Origin of the sequence: Vreelandella profundi (genome assembly GCF_019722725.1) — a bacterium.
Taxonomy (GTDB): domain Bacteria; phylum Pseudomonadota; class Gammaproteobacteria; order Pseudomonadales; family Halomonadaceae; genus Vreelandella; species Vreelandella profundi.
The window spans coordinates 935264-950442 of record NZ_CP077941.1 but is presented as its reverse complement, the minus strand read 5'-3'; the positions used below and the strand labels follow the sequence as shown (position 1 = coordinate 950442).

Annotated in this window: 20 protein-coding genes; 8 read left to right on the top strand and 12 right to left on the bottom strand. The window is 53.0% G+C overall.

Going from position 1 to position 15179, the window contains the following annotated elements; genetic code table 11:
* Nucleotides 1–86 precede the first annotated feature (86 nt).
* A complete protein-coding gene (locus KUO20_RS04425; protein ID WP_235041697.1) occupies nucleotides 87–1037 on the bottom strand; it encodes a sugar-binding transcriptional regulator in 951 nt (316 codons plus the stop codon).
* A 144-nt stretch (nucleotides 1038–1181) separates the two neighbouring features.
* Here KUO20_RS04425 and KUO20_RS04420 point away from each other — a divergent pair, with 144 nt between their 5' ends.
* Complete coding sequence (locus tag KUO20_RS04420) at nucleotides 1182–1493, top strand: YqfO family protein (protein WP_235041696.1); 312 nt, start codon at nucleotides 1182–1184, stop codon at nucleotides 1491–1493.
* A gap of 27 nt (nucleotides 1494–1520) precedes the next feature.
* Here the strand turns inward: KUO20_RS04420 and KUO20_RS04415 are convergent, their stop codons facing one another.
* The gene (locus KUO20_RS04415; protein ID WP_235041695.1) at nucleotides 1521–2078 is read right to left on the bottom strand and encodes an NUDIX hydrolase; all 558 of its coding nucleotides are present in this window, start codon (nucleotides 2076–2078) and stop codon (nucleotides 1521–1523) included.
* Nucleotides 2079–2172: 94 nt separating this feature from the next.
* Between KUO20_RS04415 and KUO20_RS04410 the strand changes: the two genes are divergently transcribed.
* Together KUO20_RS04410 and KUO20_RS04405 are read left to right on the top strand one after the other, a co-directional pair.
* Nucleotides 2173–2844, top strand: a complete 672-nt coding sequence (locus KUO20_RS04410) for a CoA pyrophosphatase (RefSeq protein WP_235041694.1) — start codon at nucleotides 2173–2175, stop codon at nucleotides 2842–2844.
* Nucleotides 2841–3509: a 2OG-Fe(II) oxygenase gene (locus KUO20_RS04405; protein WP_235041693.1), complete on the top strand. Its 669-nt coding sequence runs from the start codon at nucleotides 2841–2843 to the stop codon at nucleotides 3507–3509. The genes KUO20_RS04410 and KUO20_RS04405 overlap by 4 nt, the downstream gene beginning before the upstream one ends.
* Before the next feature lie 12 nt (nucleotides 3510–3521).
* On the opposite strand, the gene KUO20_RS04400 is transcribed toward KUO20_RS04405, so the two are convergent.
* A complete protein-coding gene (locus tag KUO20_RS04400; protein ID WP_235041692.1) occupies nucleotides 3522–4493 on the bottom strand; it encodes a L,D-transpeptidase family protein in 972 nt (323 codons plus the stop codon).
* Between the two features lie 429 nt (nucleotides 4494–4922).
* On the opposite strand from KUO20_RS04400, the gene KUO20_RS04395 reads away from it, so the two are divergent.
* On the top strand, nucleotides 4923–5333 hold the full coding sequence (locus KUO20_RS04395; protein ID WP_235041691.1) for a PRC-barrel domain-containing protein: 411 nt from the start codon (nucleotides 4923–4925) through the stop codon (nucleotides 5331–5333).
* Between the two features lie 119 nt (nucleotides 5334–5452).
* On the opposite strand, the gene KUO20_RS04390 is transcribed toward KUO20_RS04395, so the two are convergent.
* Nucleotides 5453–5875, bottom strand: coding sequence for an OsmC family protein (locus KUO20_RS04390; RefSeq protein WP_273543300.1), 423 nt, complete (start codon nucleotides 5873–5875; stop codon nucleotides 5453–5455).
* A gap of 200 nt (nucleotides 5876–6075) precedes the next feature.
* Between KUO20_RS04390 and KUO20_RS04385 the strand changes: the two genes are divergently transcribed.
* Complete coding sequence (locus tag KUO20_RS04385; protein WP_235041689.1) at nucleotides 6076–6981, top strand: DMT family transporter; 906 nt, start codon at nucleotides 6076–6078, stop codon at nucleotides 6979–6981.
* On the opposite strand, the gene KUO20_RS04380 is transcribed toward KUO20_RS04385, so the two are convergent.
* The 3 genes from KUO20_RS04380 to KUO20_RS04370 all read right to left on the bottom strand — a co-directional run bounded on the left by KUO20_RS04380 (nucleotide 6935) and on the right by KUO20_RS04370 (nucleotide 9444).
* Nucleotides 6935–7783 carry an MOSC domain-containing protein gene (locus tag KUO20_RS04380; RefSeq protein WP_235041688.1) on the bottom strand — a complete coding sequence of 283 codons (849 nt, stop codon included), beginning with the start codon at nucleotides 7781–7783 and terminating at the stop codon, nucleotides 6935–6937. The two genes, KUO20_RS04385 and KUO20_RS04380, sit on opposite strands and share 47 nt — an antisense overlap.
* Before the next feature lie 58 nt (nucleotides 7784–7841).
* Nucleotides 7842–8837: a gluconate operon transcriptional repressor GntR gene (gene gntR, locus KUO20_RS04375; RefSeq protein ID WP_235041687.1), complete on the bottom strand. Its 996-nt coding sequence runs from the start codon at nucleotides 8835–8837 to the stop codon at nucleotides 7842–7844.
* Nucleotides 8838–8913: 76 nt separating this feature from the next.
* Complete coding sequence (locus KUO20_RS04370; RefSeq protein ID WP_235041686.1) at nucleotides 8914–9444, bottom strand: gluconokinase; 531 nt, start codon at nucleotides 9442–9444, stop codon at nucleotides 8914–8916.
* A gap of 259 nt (nucleotides 9445–9703) precedes the next feature.
* On the opposite strand from KUO20_RS04370, the gene KUO20_RS04365 reads away from it, so the two are divergent.
* From KUO20_RS04365 to yghU, 3 genes are all read left to right on the top strand, one after another.
* Nucleotides 9704–10153, top strand: coding sequence for a MarR family winged helix-turn-helix transcriptional regulator (locus tag KUO20_RS04365; RefSeq protein ID WP_235041685.1), 450 nt, complete (start codon nucleotides 9704–9706; stop codon nucleotides 10151–10153).
* Between the two features lie 114 nt (nucleotides 10154–10267).
* The gene (locus tag KUO20_RS04360; RefSeq protein ID WP_235041684.1) at nucleotides 10268–10702 is read left to right on the top strand and encodes an organic hydroperoxide resistance protein; all 435 of its coding nucleotides are present in this window, start codon (nucleotides 10268–10270) and stop codon (nucleotides 10700–10702) included.
* A gap of 163 nt (nucleotides 10703–10865) precedes the next feature.
* The gene (gene yghU / locus KUO20_RS04355) at nucleotides 10866–11738 is read left to right on the top strand and encodes a glutathione-dependent disulfide-bond oxidoreductase (protein ID WP_235041683.1); all 873 of its coding nucleotides are present in this window, start codon (nucleotides 10866–10868) and stop codon (nucleotides 11736–11738) included.
* 85 nt (nucleotides 11739–11823) lie between these two features.
* Here the strand turns inward: yghU and KUO20_RS16795 are convergent, their stop codons facing one another.
* The 5 genes from KUO20_RS16795 to KUO20_RS04335 form a co-directional block, all read right to left on the bottom strand.
* Nucleotides 11824–12141: a DUF6693 family protein gene (locus KUO20_RS16795; protein ID WP_337926483.1), complete on the bottom strand. Its 318-nt coding sequence runs from the start codon at nucleotides 12139–12141 to the stop codon at nucleotides 11824–11826.
* A gap of 80 nt (nucleotides 12142–12221) precedes the next feature.
* Nucleotides 12222–12542, bottom strand: coding sequence for a hypothetical protein (locus tag KUO20_RS04350; protein ID WP_235041682.1), 321 nt, complete (start codon nucleotides 12540–12542; stop codon nucleotides 12222–12224).
* Nucleotides 12543–12595: 53 nt separating this feature from the next.
* Complete coding sequence (locus tag KUO20_RS04345; protein WP_235041681.1) at nucleotides 12596–13585, bottom strand: lipid A deacylase LpxR family protein; 990 nt, start codon at nucleotides 13583–13585, stop codon at nucleotides 12596–12598.
* Between the two features lie 217 nt (nucleotides 13586–13802).
* Entirely contained in the window at nucleotides 13803–14342 is a 540-nt protein-coding gene (locus KUO20_RS04340; protein ID WP_235041680.1) for a YaeQ family protein, read from the bottom strand.
* 67 nt (nucleotides 14343–14409) lie between these two features.
* The gene (locus KUO20_RS04335; protein WP_235041679.1) at nucleotides 14410–15111 is read right to left on the bottom strand and encodes a glutathione S-transferase family protein; all 702 of its coding nucleotides are present in this window, start codon (nucleotides 15109–15111) and stop codon (nucleotides 14410–14412) included.
* Between the last annotated feature and the right edge of the window lie 68 nt (nucleotides 15112–15179).

The following is a 15179-nucleotide window of genomic DNA, read 5'->3' as shown; positions in this document are numbered from 1 at the left end:
AAATGATCGTACGTAAGTCAAAAAAAAGCAAAGCCCATGGGCTTAGACTTTACGCTAACCTATTTCTTGCTGCGCACAACGACGGGCTATAGCGCCTCTACAATCTGCCGTGCGGCGACCTCATCGGTCACCAATCCTTTCAGCCAGCCACCCCGCAGCGCTGCGTGAATCGCCGGCGCTTTTTCGCGGCCGCCGGCAATGGCGACCATGAGATGTTTACCAAAGCGCTCTAAGGGGAGGCTGGTAATACGGCGTGTAATCGAACAGTCAATGACTTCGCCATCACTGTTCAGCGGCCAGCCCAATAATTCCCCCACCGCTTTTAAGCCCAACAACTCATCCAGCTCGCTTTCGCTAATAAAGTGATCCTGAAAAAGCGTGGCCTGCCGGTCGATGCGTCCCACGCCAATAAAGGCGGCTTCTGATTCTTGGGCCACGTCAGCAATCGCCTTGAACAGGCGCTGCGTTAGCATCGCTTCTTTTTCATCTAGCGACTCCGCCACCACGGGGACCGGCAGCAAAAAACGTTCTCCGCCGGTTTTATCGGCCATCAGCATGACGGCATCGTAGCGGTTCGCCGAGCCGTCCCTGGCGACATTACCTACCAGCGATACAAATCGATGCTGCGGCCGCTCAACGCGCCTAAGCGCTTCGACTGCCGCGCGTACCGAACGCCCAGAGCCTAACGAAAGCGTTAATGGCTCACTACGTTCAACTAACTGGGCAATCCGTTCGGCGGCGGCTACCGCTAAGTAGGAAAGTGCGCTGTCAGGGGCGTGATTATCCGCAGGTACCACTTCACAGTAGGCTAAGCTAAAGTGATCACGTAGCGTACTGCCTAGCGCCATGCAGGTGGAAATAGGATGATCAATGTGGACTTTGACCAGCCCTTCCTGCCGCGCCAGCGCCAATAGCCGCTGTACTCCCGGCCTAGAGACGCCTAACTGGCAGGCGATCTCATCCTGGGTCATTCCGCCCACGTAGGACATCCAGGCAGCTCTGGCGGCCTGATCCAGCTTAACCTCGAATTTATCCATACGTGGCTCTCTCAATGTTATTCAAGGTGTCATCATACAAAGGTAATGCCGCGACCAGAAGCCACCTATTCGTTGATAGACAAGCGTCGCTAATAGGCAAGTGGTCGATCGTCTCGCCACGCTCATACTATTTGGAGGTAACACATGTATAAACTGGCTTTTTACGTTCCCATCGACGATGCCGAAAGTGTTAAAAAGGCCGTATTTGAGGCTGGCGCTGGGCATATCGGCTTGTATGAAAATGTTTGTTTTCAAACGCGCGGCACGGGTCAGTTTCGCCCAACGGAAGGCGCCAACCCGCATATCGGCGCGGTCGGCAGCTTGGCAAGCGTTGAAGAATTCAAAATCGAGATGATATGCGACGAGGCCCATATTCACGGCACTATTGCGGCCTTGAAACTTGCCCATCCCTACGAAGAAGTCGCTTATGATGTTTGGCTACTCGCTGATTTGTAACGCGCGCGCCCACTTATTTTTAGTCGATTAGGCGCTGCCAAAATAACGCTCGCGATCTTCCGGTGTCACCATGCTGATATGCAGTGGAAACTCATTCTTAGGGCGGTCCGCGTAGAAGTGGCGCAGCGTGCGCTCAATGGTCATGAACGCCAGCTCATCCCAAGGAATTTCGTGTTCTTCAAACAACGCGACCTCAAGGCTTTCTGGGCCGGCACTGAAGCCACCGACAAGCTGCGCGCGAAAAATCATATACACCTGATTGATATGCGGTAAATCAATTAACGTGTACAGGTTCGCAAGCTCAACCTCGGCACAGGCCTCTTCGCGGGTTTCTCTGGCCGCGGCCTGCTGAGTAGATTCAGCATTTTCCATATAGCCCGCAGGTAGCGTCCAATAGCCCTTGCGCGGGGCAATCGCGCGTTTACAGAGCAATACTTTGCTACCGCTGACCGGCAGCGTGCCGGCCACAATGCGCGGGTTTTGATAATGGATCGTATCGCAGGCATCACACAGGTAGCGTGGGCGATCATCACCTTCAGGGACGGCAAAACGTACTTTATCACCACACTGGCTACAAAAATTCATCGCGTATTCTCAACGGCTAGTGAATAGAAGCCTCGACGCGCTTGACGTCAATGGCCGCTGCTGGGTAAAAGAGAACAAAGTCATTGGATACCCTATGTTAGAGAAACTGCGTAAACAGCTGCAACAACTGACTCCTCAGCGCTTGGATCACATCGTGATGCGCGAAGCCGCCGTGCTTTTACCCATTGTCGAACGTCCAGAGCCAACCTTACTATTTACCCGCCGTGCAAGCCACTTAAGCACTCACAGCGGCCAGGTCGCCTTTCCAGGAGGCAAGCGTGAGCCTTTTGACAGCGACCTCTACGCTACGGCGCTGCGCGAAGCTGAAGAAGAAATTGCCCTCGACCCTCGCCTGGTTGAACCGCTGGGAAGGCTGTCGGATGTTATTTCACTGCATGGGATTCGCGTTACACCCTGGGTCGGCATTATTCCGCCTGATTTACCGCTGGTGGCTGACCCGGGTGAGCTTGATGCTATTTTTGAGGTTCCGCTTAGCCACTTTTTAGACGACTACCGCACCCATACCGATGTGATTACGGTCGATGGCGTTGCTCACTATGTGCCCAGCTATCACGTCGATGGCCATATTATTTGGGGGCTGTCGGCAATGATGCTGGTGGAATTACTGGCAGAGGGTTTTGGCATGTCCATTGATTTATATCAACGCCCGCAGGGCCCTCTACAGTATTATCCGGAGCGCACAAGCCGGCTGCCTAGCTCATCTGCCACGCCTTCTCGCCCGGCGCCATCGAGATCTAATAAATGACCCCGACCATCACTACGTCGTCACCCGTGCTGCAAACAGCAACTCAAAACGCCCTGGTGGACGCGCTGGTCGAACAGGGCTGGTATGTCGGCCGAGAGGTTATTGACCTTGAACTTTGTGACGCGCTGAATCACGAGCTTCTGCACCGCGCGGCTTACAACAACTTAGATGAAGCGGGAATTGGCCGAGGCCAGCAGCATCTGCTGCGTAAAGATATTCGCGGGGATGCTATTCACTGGCTAGATCGTGAAAGCGCGGCTCAGCGGCGTTACTTAGATGCCATGAGCGAGCTACAGCAGGCGCTTAACCATGCATTGTTTTTAGGTCTGTTTGAGTATGAAGCACATTTTTCCCACTATCCGCCCGGCGCTTTTTATCAACGCCACGTGGATAGTTTTCGTGGTCGCGCCAATCGCGTGATCTCCACCGTCAGCTACTTAACACCCGACTGGCCAAGCGATGCCGGTGGCGAAATGGTGATCTACCACCCAGACGACCCCGCCCTGGAGATCGCCCGGGTGATACCCGAAGCAGGCACCTTCGCCTGCTTCTTGTCTGAAACTATCGCCCACGAAGTGCTGCCCACCCGCCAGTCGCGCACCAGCATTGCGGGCTGGTTTCGGCGCAATGCCTCGCTGGGCGGCGTACTTGACCCCGCCCGCTAGCGAGTAAGGCGCTTAGCTGCTGAGAGGAACGATCTGGCCGTTGGATTGATCTAGCACCTCGCGCACCTGCTCGTAGTCGACGCTACGCGGATTGCCGCCTTCGTATTGCTCAATTAATCCGACGACATTTAACAGCGTTTGCATGCCATAGGCCTGCTCGTCCGTCGAGGTAAAGGCCTGCACAAAACTTTCATCACTGGCACCCCAGCCTAGCTTGATCGGCGCATCGATAATATTGACCTGGGTACCCACCGGCACGCGCCAGAACACAGATTCAATATCTTCAGGATACATGCGGATGCACCCTCTGCTGGCGCGCATTCCAACGCCATCTGGCTGGTTAGTGCTGTGAATCATATAGCCCGGGATATCCAGCAGCATAGTGAAGCGGCCTAAAGGATTCTCAGCACCGGGGGGCACCACGGCAGGGGCTGGGTCGCCACGTTCGGCCGCCTCACGACGAATGGATTCAGGCGGATACCAGGCCGGATTTTCAAGCCGCATGGTCGTTTCCGTAATTCCCAGCGGCGTATTAAAGGCGTCACGCCCGATGCCGATAGGATATGTTTCTACTCGCGGCGTTTCGCCAGCCTTCACGTCGGGATAGTAATAAAGGCGCAGCTCGGCCACGTTAATCACAATGCCAGTACGCTCCTCATCGGGAAGAATAAACTGCCCTGGGATCGTTACCTCGGTTCCCTCCCCCGGCACCCATAGGCTGACGTCAGGGTTAGCCATACGAATTTCTTCGTAGCCCACGTTGTGTGCCCGGGCAATATCCATCAACGTATCTTCTTCCGTGGCTGCAACGGTATAGACCTCGCCCACCATATTGCCGTTTTCAGGCAGCGGATAATGCCCACGAGGAGAGTCCCCGCCGCTGGCAGCAGCAGACGACGCCAACAGCCATGCACCCAGCGTGATACTGCCGAGCCACAGCTGCTTAATACGCGTTAAGGGGTAGCGCCTAGCAGTCGATATCATGGGTTCTCCTTTGTATACGGCCTCGCCTTACAGTAATGGCAAGCGGGCTGAAAGCGGCCATTTGATCCGGCAATATGACCATTGCTGAACAGTAGGTCAACTCGGTAGATTGTCGCATGGCGACGGCGCTACGGCCCTAAATATCCACATGGCCCGCTAAAAGTTCCAATGAATCGATTGTATTTCTCAACACAGCGACTAAGCTAGAAGTTGTCTTAGTGGCGTTATGCACAAGGCGGCGTTGATCATCTTACCCAGCTAATATAACTTAATTGTTAACTTAGCTTGATGATTGACAACATCAGCAATAGTAGCGATGAGAAAATTTCTAGCGCAGTAAAAGCCGGAATGCTATCAACCGTTATTAGTCCGTTAGGATTGCAACGCGGAGTCGTTCAGTCCCGATAAAACTGCAAGGAGCAAGCAAACATGAAAATGATTAAACCCGCTATTTTAGGCACTCTCGTCGTTCCGGCTTTCATTCTTGCCGCAGGCATGGCCAGCGCTGAAGAAACGACCGAAACAATGGAAGCGACCTACCTTACTGCCACACCAGAAAACACCTTTCATTCGGATGCTTTGACCGGCAATCAAGTGCAGAGCACTGTTGAAGATGATCAAGACATTGGCACCATTACCGATCTTGTGATCAACGAAGATGGCCAAATCACCGCGGTGGTTGTTGGCGTCGGTGGCTTTTTAGGTGTGGGTGAAAAAAGCATTGCTATCGAGTGGGATTCACTCGAACTCACCAAAGAAGAAGATGGCGAAGGCTATATGATTAGCGTTAACGCGTCTGAAGATGCTCTTAAAGACGCCGAAGAGTATAAGCGCGACTAATGAATTGGCGACAATAGCCAATATAAAAGCCTTGGCAATTGCCAAGGCTTTTTGTTGTGCGGCGTTTTATTTAAAATAATATAAGTGCTATTTAAAAAACGCCATAACTTAGATTAACATTAGCCTTTCAGCTTAGCCGTCATACTGACATCAGCATTAAGAACTTTAGAAACCGGGCAATTAGCTTTAGCGGTTTCGGCTGCTTCCTGGAAAGCCGCATCGTCTGCGCCACTGATGGCGGCGACAACGTCCAAGTGAATTTTAGAAATATCGAATCCGGCATCGCTTTGGGAAAGAGTCACTTTAGCACTGGTTTCGATAGAATCAGCGGTATAGCCTTTCTCGCCCAGAATCATTGAAAGCGCCATCGAAAAACAGCTGGCATGGGCTGCGCCAATCAGCTCTTCAGGATTGGTCCCTTTTTCATCTTCAAAGCGCTGCTTAAAGGAGTACTTGGCATCTAATACGCCACTTTCGGTTGAAACGGTGCCTTTACCATCTTTCAATCCACCTTCCCAACGTGCGCTAGCTTTGCGATCCATGAACAACTCCTTGTACGTGCTAATAGGCAGAAAAATATGTCGTTCTGAGCTTAAGCGGCAGATGCCACCTCGGCTACCTAAACAGCGTAGCTGATTTTTGGCTGCTCTGCCTAGCAAGCGCATTCAATAACTTCCATCGGCCTGTGTTCAGCCTTAAGCTAGCTATCTAACCACTTCACTCTGACTATTAAGGGCTTCCCATGTCACCCGCTGATGCGCTGCGTATGCTACTGCTTTCATCACTCTGGGGACTGTCCTTCATCTTTATGCGCGTAGCCGCTCCCGAATTCGGGCCAGTCCCTCTGGTACTAATACGTATGGGAGTGGGCGCGCTGCTATTAATGCCACTGCTTATCAGCCTGCACTATCTACGCCTAATCTGGCAGCATAAAGGCCCGCTATTACTGCTAGGGATCGTCAATCACGTACTGCCTTTTTCGCTGTTGGCACTCGCCACCACGCGCCTTGAGGCAGGCTTCACGTCACTCATTAACGCTACTACGCCTATTTTCACAGCATTGATAGGCGTGTTTTTCTTCGCCACCGCTATACAGCGCCAGCAGTACTGGGGACTCGCCCTGGCGCTGCTGGGGGTTTACGTTCTTTCCGCCAATCGGCTCGACTTTGCACTCGGTGGCGACGGCTGGTTTATTTTGGCGGTACTCGGGGCTACGTTTTGCTACGGCATTGCGGGCAACTACTCTAAGACGCGCTTAGGCCACCTGCCTACACGCGTTCTAGCCGCGGGCAGCTGCGCGATGTCGGCGCTGGTGCTCTTGATTCCCGGCATATGGCTGTGGCCCAGCGACCCCATCAGCCCGCTGGCCTGGGGCAACGCTATTTCGCTCGCAGCGCTTAGCACCACGCTGGCGTTTTTGCTTTATTTTGGTTTACTCGCCAGCGCAGGGGCTACCGCGACCTCAACAGTCACTTTTTTAGTGCCAGTTAGCGCGCTGGTGTGGGGTTATTTATTGCTGGGCGAAACGCTAAGCCTGCAGATTATCGTCGGCATGGTGGTTACGCTGATAGGTACGGCCATCGCTACCAAGCTGCTGCGCCTTAGATCTGGCGGGCCACTGCCTCCAGCGCATCCCCCACGCGAATAACGCCGCCCGCGCCGACCAGCAAGGTGGCATTTTGGCCAAAGTGCGCGCCTTTCAGGGTAGGCTGGGTATTGAGTACCACCAGCGTTTTCAGCGGTTCAGCAGGCGCAGGTACCGCCGCCGTATACTGATCGATAGTGGTAATTTTGCAACGCTTTGAGGGCTTACGCAGCGCTAGTTGAAAACCGCCGCTCTGCGCTGACAGCGTTACCCAGCGGTCTTCAGCCCACGCTTGGTCGCACTTAATCACGATATTCGGTCGAAAACGATTCATCGGCACCGACGATTGCCCACCATCGACCAAGGCTTGGTTCAGGGCATCTAAGGAGCCGGTAGTGGTAAGCAAAAAGGGGTAGCCATCGGCGAAATAAGTATGTGCCGCCCCGCCGTCCAGAAAATCTTCTTCGACCGCACGGTTAAACTCAGTGGCAAAGCGTACCAAGCTGAGCCCTTGGGCCTGTTCGCCCAGGGCAGCTTCTAGCCACCGCGTTACTTCCTCGCTTTCAGGCCGCGCTTTGCAGTGATCATTCCACACGTTAACGAGGCGTAGGTTTCCCTCGGGCTCAGTTAATGGCAGGCGCAGCGAGTCAACGATGGGGTGTGAAAGCACAAGGTGCTCGTCGGTCAATTCAACGCCGATCGTGGCCAGCGCCGGCAGCTGACGCTGAGTCACGAAACGTTGATGGGCATCCACCAGCATCCAGCGGCGATCCCAGGCTAGCCCATGCTCCTGCAACACACTTTGGCTCAAGCTGATGCCTTGTAATGACTTAACGGGATAGATGTTGAGCTGAGCAATCTCCACAGACGGCCTCATTGCAAGGGAAAACGTTACTTTAGCCAGTCCCGCAGCCGCCGTCACGCTATAGCGTCATGCCCGCTTCAATTCGGTAACCTAAGTCGATTACGTTCTGCGTTAACGGCTCGCCACGTATACGCGCTAAAAGCTCGCGCGCCGCCGCCTCGCCAATGGCCTGACGCGGCGTAATCACGCTAGCCAATCTAGGTGCCATTACTTGCCCCACGTCGTGGCCGTGGAATCCCGCCAAGGCCATGCGCCCCGGCACGTCAATCTCACATCGCTGGCACTCGAAGTAAGCGCCTACGGCAACGTCATCGTTGGTGCAGAAAACGCCATCGGCGTCTGGATAGTCGGCTAGCACCTGCTTTAGCAAGGCCGCGCCCACGCTATAAGAAGAGCGCTGGGTGCTTTTCAGCGTGATCGGCGTTAGCCCGTGCTCTTGCATAGCGCGGCGGTAACCCTGCTCGCGCTGTCGAGTACGCTCATCCAACCGTACGCCCAGGTAAATCACCTGACGTCGGCCCCGCTGAATCATGGCACTGACCATGTCATAAGCGGCTTGAACGTTATCGTATCCTACCGCCTGCTGCAGCGCGGGCCGGTAAGTATCCATAATTTCAACCACCGGAATACCAGCGGTTTCCAGCATACGCAGGCTGCGCGGGGTGTGATCGCGGTCAGAAAGGATCACGCCGTCGACGTTATAAGAGAGCAGCGAGGCCAAGCTACGTTCTTCAAGCTCAGGGCTATAGCCATAATGAGCAAGCATCAAATGATAGCCCGCGGGTTCCGTCAGCGATTCGATGCCGACAATCACATCGGCGAACACCTGATTGGTCAATGACGGCACCAGCACACCGATAGAGTGACTGGTCGCTCGGGAGAGTAAATCCGGGGCTCGGTTAGGTATGTAGCCGACCTGCTCAGCCACTGAGAAGATGCGCGCGCGTAGTGCTTCAGAAACCGTTTCAGGATCGCGCAGGCAGCGGCTGACCGTCATTTTGGTAGCCCCTACGTGATTGGCAATATCCTGTAGGGTGGGGCGTTTTTTCTTCAAAGTATTGCGGCCTTGTGCAGCGAGGGTGCGATGGGTCTACCCTAACGAAGAATGAGCCCCCATGCCTATCCCCTCTTTAGCCCAAGGTTTGGCTAAGCGGCGGCTCTAGCGTTGCGGTAAATTGACCAACAATAGTTGAGGGAGAAAGTGCAATGGAAGCCGTCATTGCCTCATCGCTGCCCGGCGGTTCTAGGTCGGCTAGCTGGCTTGCCAGCATGCTGTCGCCCTTAAAGAAATGCCCCGCCCGAGTTTCCAACCGCTCTCGCAACAGCTCGCGAGTACCTTCCAGGTATAAAATACGCAGAGCTGAATCGCCACCTCTTAAGCGATCTCTGTAGCGCCGCTTAAGGCCCGAACAGGCGATCACGACCGTCTCGTTTTGCGCTTGATAATTAGCAAATAGCGCTGCAAGCGTGTCTAACCAACCATGGCGGTCATTGTCATTAAGCGGCGTTCCGCTCGCCATTTTGGCCACGTTTTCTGGCGAGTGGTAATCATCGCCATCAATAAAGGTGGCGCCTAAAGCCTGCGCTAGGTTTTCGCCAATCAACGATTTTCCACATCCTGATGCGCCCATCACTAAGATACGGTAAGACGAGGAAATCATTGGGCTAGCTCTCCAGATGTGAAGCCTATGGTGTAAAGATATGAAACGACAATGTACATGACGTTCAAAAGGCAATGAATGAAGAAATTGAATATAAATACAGGCACATTCAATTGTTACCGGTAACAATTGAATGAAAGGCTAACGGTGCCTTCATTGCTTGTCAAAACAAAACCGTCAACTTACGACCAACGTCTAGATCTAGCCACTGGCGCCTCATCAAGCTACATTAGCCTACGTCTTTCGTTTCGGAGCACCCATGTCTGTGCAACCATCTTGCAGCGCGTTAGAACTGGATCACCAGCTTTGCTTTGCGCTCTATTCAACCTCGTTGATGATGACGAAGGTTTATAAACCGCTGCTTAAAGAGCTGGGGCTTACCTACCCACAATACCTTGCCATGCTGGTACTGTGGCAAAACGATGGCATCACCGTTGGCACCATGAGTAAGCGCCTACTAACCGATCCCGGTTCGCTGACGCCGCTACTCAAGCGACTTGAAGCCGATCAGCTGCTAATTCGTAAACGCAGCCATCAAGACGAGCGCGTGGTAGAGCTGTACCTTACCGAAAAAGGCAAAGCGCTGCGCGAGCAGGCCTACCACATTCCTAGCTGCGTCGTGCACGCGAGCGAGCAGTCAATAGAAACGCTGACTGAGCTGAAAGAGGATTTGGTGCGGCTACGCGACAGCCTGCAAAAAAGCCAGTAACTCTTTGGCCACGGCAAAAGTTGGTTTTTATTTATCATTTATCTTGCGCGCAAAATAAAGCTGCGCTAGATTAAAACCGTCAACATAACGAATAACCCTGACAGGAGATTAAAAATGACGACCACTACTATCGAAAAAGTTTTTTACCGCGCCCAGGCTACCGTTACTGGTGGCCGTGAAGGCCAAGCTAAATCATCGGATGGCGCGCTAGAGGTTAAACTCAGTACGCCTAAAGAGATGGGCGGCGCTGGCGGTGATGGCACCAATCCCGAGCAGCTATTCGCGGCTGGCTATTCAGCTTGCTTCCTAGGTGCGCTTAAGCACGTGGCAAGCCAGGAAAAAGTATCACTTCCCAAAGACACTCAAATTGAAGGCAACGTAGGCATCGGCGCAATTCCTTCCGGATTTGGCATCGAAGTTGAGCTAAAAATCAGCCTGCCCGGCCTTGAGCAAGACGTCGCGCAGCAGCTAGTTGATAAAGCCCACATCGTGTGCCCCTACTCCAATGCAACCCGTGGCAATATTAACGTCACGTTGACGCTGGTATAAGCGAACCATTAGCTTAATCCGCTAGCGCCCACACCACCGCTTTCTGCGCATGCAAAGCGGTGGTGTCGTAAGAGAATCCCTAAAAGCGTTAGCATCGCCGCGCAAAGGATCGGTTCACCTCTGTGCCCAGCAGTTACCGATATCGGTTAATAGCGAGGAAACGATGAGCGACAACACCTATACACCTCCTAGCGTTTGGAAATGGGAGCCTGGCAACGGCGGTAAATTTGCCAACATCAATCGCCCGATAGCAGGCCCTACCCAGGATAAAGCGCTGCCCGTGGGCAAGCATTCTCTTCAGCTTTACTCCCTTGCCACGCCTAACGGTGTAAAAGTTACCGTGATGCTCGAAGAGCTACTGGAACAGGGAATTAAAGACGCAGAGTACGACGCCCACCTGATTCAAATTGGCGAAGGAGATCAGTTCGGCAGCGGTTTTGTTGAGGTAAATCCCAACTCCAAAATCCCTGCTTTGATGGATCACTCCACTACTCCACCTCAGCGAGTGTTTGAATCCGGCGCTATCCTGCTCTATCTGGCCGAGAAATTTAACGCATTCTTACCCAGCAGCCCGGCGCAGCGCACAGAGTGTCTCTCTTGGCTGTTCTGGCAAATGGGCAGTGCGCCGATGTTAGGCGGCGGTTTCGGCCATTTTTACGCCTACGCGCCAGAAAAATATCAGTACCCGATTGATCGTTACACGATGGAAGTAAAGCGCCAGCTTGATGTACTTGACCGCCACTTGGCAGAAAACCGTTTCATGGCTGGGGACGAGTACACCATTGCCGATATGGCGATTCACCCTTGGTACGGCGCACTGGTTAAAAACCGTGTTTACGAAGCGGCTGAGTTCTTGGAAGCGCACACTTACAAGAATGTTTTGCGCTGGACAGAGGAAATTGATGAGCGCCCCGCCGTCAAGCGCGGTCGCATGGTGAACCGCACCTGGGGCGAGCCTAGCGAGCAGCTACATGAGCGCCACGACGCCAGCGACTTTACGCTTAAAACACAAGATAAGCTGACGGACAGTAAGTAAGCCGACGGCACACAAAATGGGCGCCTTTAGCATTGCTAAAGGCGCCCATTTTGATACATATCGTTTGGCTTTTTTACGCTACGTGCTACTGAATGCGCGAATTATTAAGTGCATAGTTCCACACCCGATAAAAGTAAAAAATATACCCAATTCCAAACGTTAAGAGTGAAATAATTATCCACAGAATAATGTGGCCAATATTACTGAAGAGATTGATATCACAGACCATTTTGCGCTCGACGCCTGTCGCTGTGTCGATAACGGAAGTACGGTTGATCACAAACCTTGCAAACGAGTACGGAAAGAAAAAGAACGCTATACCGAAGGTAATCACACTCAGTATTAGCCAAAGAACCAGATGACCAATGATGTCGATAATGGAGAGATCCGCTTTAATATTCACGCTGCGTCCTTAAAGAATAAGAGCGGCGCAGGATAGCATCACAAAACGCATACACGCAGGTAAATTAGCAAAACGACAGCCTAAGGCAAATTCTCCCACCATTTAGCATAAGAGCTATTATGCGGGGCGAAACCCGTTTCATCGGGCGCGTCATCATCCCACCACACCGGGCCGCGCTCTCCCAATGCTTCTTTAGCGGCTTGCACCGCCTCGCGGGCACCGCCTAACCCCGCTTTATCGTCCTGTTTCTGGGTGGTCCTCACCGCACGTCGAGCTTTCATCAAGGCTTTAATGTGCACGCGCTTTTCGTCTTCGCTTAAACTCGGGTCCGTACAGCGCCATAATCGATTCTTGGCGATAAAGTAGCGCCCATCAGGAGTGTGAGGATATTTATTGGCCATGAATATCCTCCCCTATTGAAAGACGCTTAACATTATTCGTCGCGTTAAACCGCTCAGAAACGCTTGGATAGCGCGATAGAACCAAACTTGTCCTGCTCTTCCTGGCCGTCGAATTCACGCGAACGCTGCACCATAGCGTAGGTCACCTGCCAATCTTCCCAGGCAAGCGCCAGCCCTGCTGAGACGTCTCCCACCCATTCTTTACGATCAACTGAGTGGCTGTCTTTGAAAGTATTACCATCAAGCGTTAGGTTTTGCGCCATGTAATAGCCGTCTACGCTCGCAAACAGGTACCACTGCAAGCCTTGCCTGCCCGTCATATAGTGGCGGCTACCGGGGCTAGGCGTCAGCGTAGGAATGCCGGCAGCCTCATCGCCCCAGCGCACGCTATAGCCCGCGCCTGCGTAGGTATATAAGTTACCTAGTGCGGTACTGACACTCGGCCCATGGGCAAACTGTTTACCGATAAACGGCGTGCTGTTCCACCACTGGCGACGCATGGCAGCATTGACGATTGGCTCATCGCCAATTTGATTATTCCAGCCGTTAGGACGGTCGCTGTCGGTGACACGGTGTACTTCACGCTGAATACTATCGGCAAGTGACGACGGCCCTGCCAACCCAATATCTAGATGCAGGTCAGTCGACTGAACCCAGCTACCCATGGGCACATCTTCGTAAAGCGACACGCCACCATAAACAAGCCCGGCATACGGCCGATCATCTTCGATCAGTCCCGGCTGCATAATATCGTTGGGCGTATAAATCTGATGCACCAAACGATAAGCAGCCATGTCTGCACTGCCGATAATGCTATCGGGTAATGCGGTGGCTAGACGCTGGGTCCAGCTTTGTGCCTCAGGCTCAAACATCCAATTAAGCTCAAAGCCGCTAGTGAAGTGACCGTCGTCACTGCTGGCGATGCCATCATTTTCATGCTTGACCGTGAACACACTGTTGTCTGCGTGTGCTAGCGTTGGCAGCAGGCTAATGGCTGCTACTAGCGGGAGCAGTTGCCAACGTAAAGAGGAATATCCGCGCATTGCTCGTTCCTTGAGATGTTCTTGAAACAGTTCTTGAGGCAGCTTTTTGAGATCGCCAACAAACATTGTTGATTGTATGTAATTGTGCAAAAAGATAGCAAGCTATAGTTTTCTTTTCCTCGCGCGGAAAAGCCTAAGCAGCTGAAACAGCAGGGATGAGCAATGAGTCATCCCTTTTCATATTTATAGCTTAGCCGAATAAATCCAACTATACAGATTAACGCTCGCGCAGCAGCCATTGAGGAGTGATTTCATGCTGGCCGTTCTCATCGGTAATAAACAGCGACTCTTCGCTGATCATAATGGCCCAGTTGATAGCCCTTGGCAGATCTTTAGCAATGACCGCTAGCGCCTCTTGCGGCAGCCTCGCCACATGCAGATTTTTCAACGAGGATACGCCAGGCAGCACTTTGCTTTCCCATAAGTCGACCCGGCCGTATGCAAGCAGCGTAACCCGCTCTGCCCGGCGCGAGCACCAGGTAAGGCGCTCAGCATCGGGTAGCCCGACTTCAATCCAGTGCAGCAAGCGGCCATCTAAGCTTTTCTCCCACAGCGCGGGTTCGTCCACATCGGAAAGCCCGCGACCAAAGGCCAGCGTCTCGCTGTACCACAACACATAGGCAAGCAGGCGCGCGGTCATGCGCTCTTCTGTTTCCGAAGGGTGGCGCGCCACGGTAAAGCGCAGCGTCTCGTATACGCTGCGATCCAGATCGGTCAAGTTAATATCAACTTTATAGGGCGTTGCACTAAGGGCCATGGATGTTTCCAAACGAAAATTTTCGCCAGTGTACCTGATGCATGGTGCATCGAGTGAACTGAGCGAGTTAAGGCTGTCGATAATCTGCTGTTAGCGTGCCATTTTTCAGCGTTTCAGTTTCGTGCATAGGCTCACGCCACTGCTCTTCAAGCGCAGACTGATACCATGCCCGCATGGCTGGCAGCGCAAGTAAACGATCTACATAAGCCTTAGCGTCTTCACTAACCGGCAGATTAAACGTCTGCACGCGAAACGCCACCGGGGCATAAAAGGCATCCACCGCGGTAAAGTGTGCGCCCGCTAAATAAGGCCCGCCAAAGCGCTCCAGCCCCTGCTGCCACAATGCATCCAAGCGAGCAATATCGGCTTTAAGGCTATCCGACAATCCCTTTAGCTCAACGCGCACGCCGCAATTCATTGAACAATCGTCACGCAGGGCACCAAAACCGCTGTGCATTTCAGCCGCGGCAGAGCGCGCCCAGGCACGTGCGAGCTTATCAGTTGGCCAAACCGGTGCGTACTGCTCCGCCAAGTACTCAATAATGGCGAGAGAATCCCATACCGCCAGCTCGCCATCGGCCGTCACATCAACTAAGCAAGGCACTAAGCCTGAGGGTGAAAAACGCAGGAAGGTGTCATGACTTTCACCAAAACCACCTTCAAACGGCATGAGGTGTTCATTAAACGGAATGTCTAGAACCTTCATCAATACCCACGGACGCAGCGACCAGGACGAGTAATTCTTATTGGCGATATAAAGATCCAACATGCACACCTCAGCTTAGCGAGACTGGACGACAATGGATGCCAAAAGCACGCACAAACGCAGTAAAAACA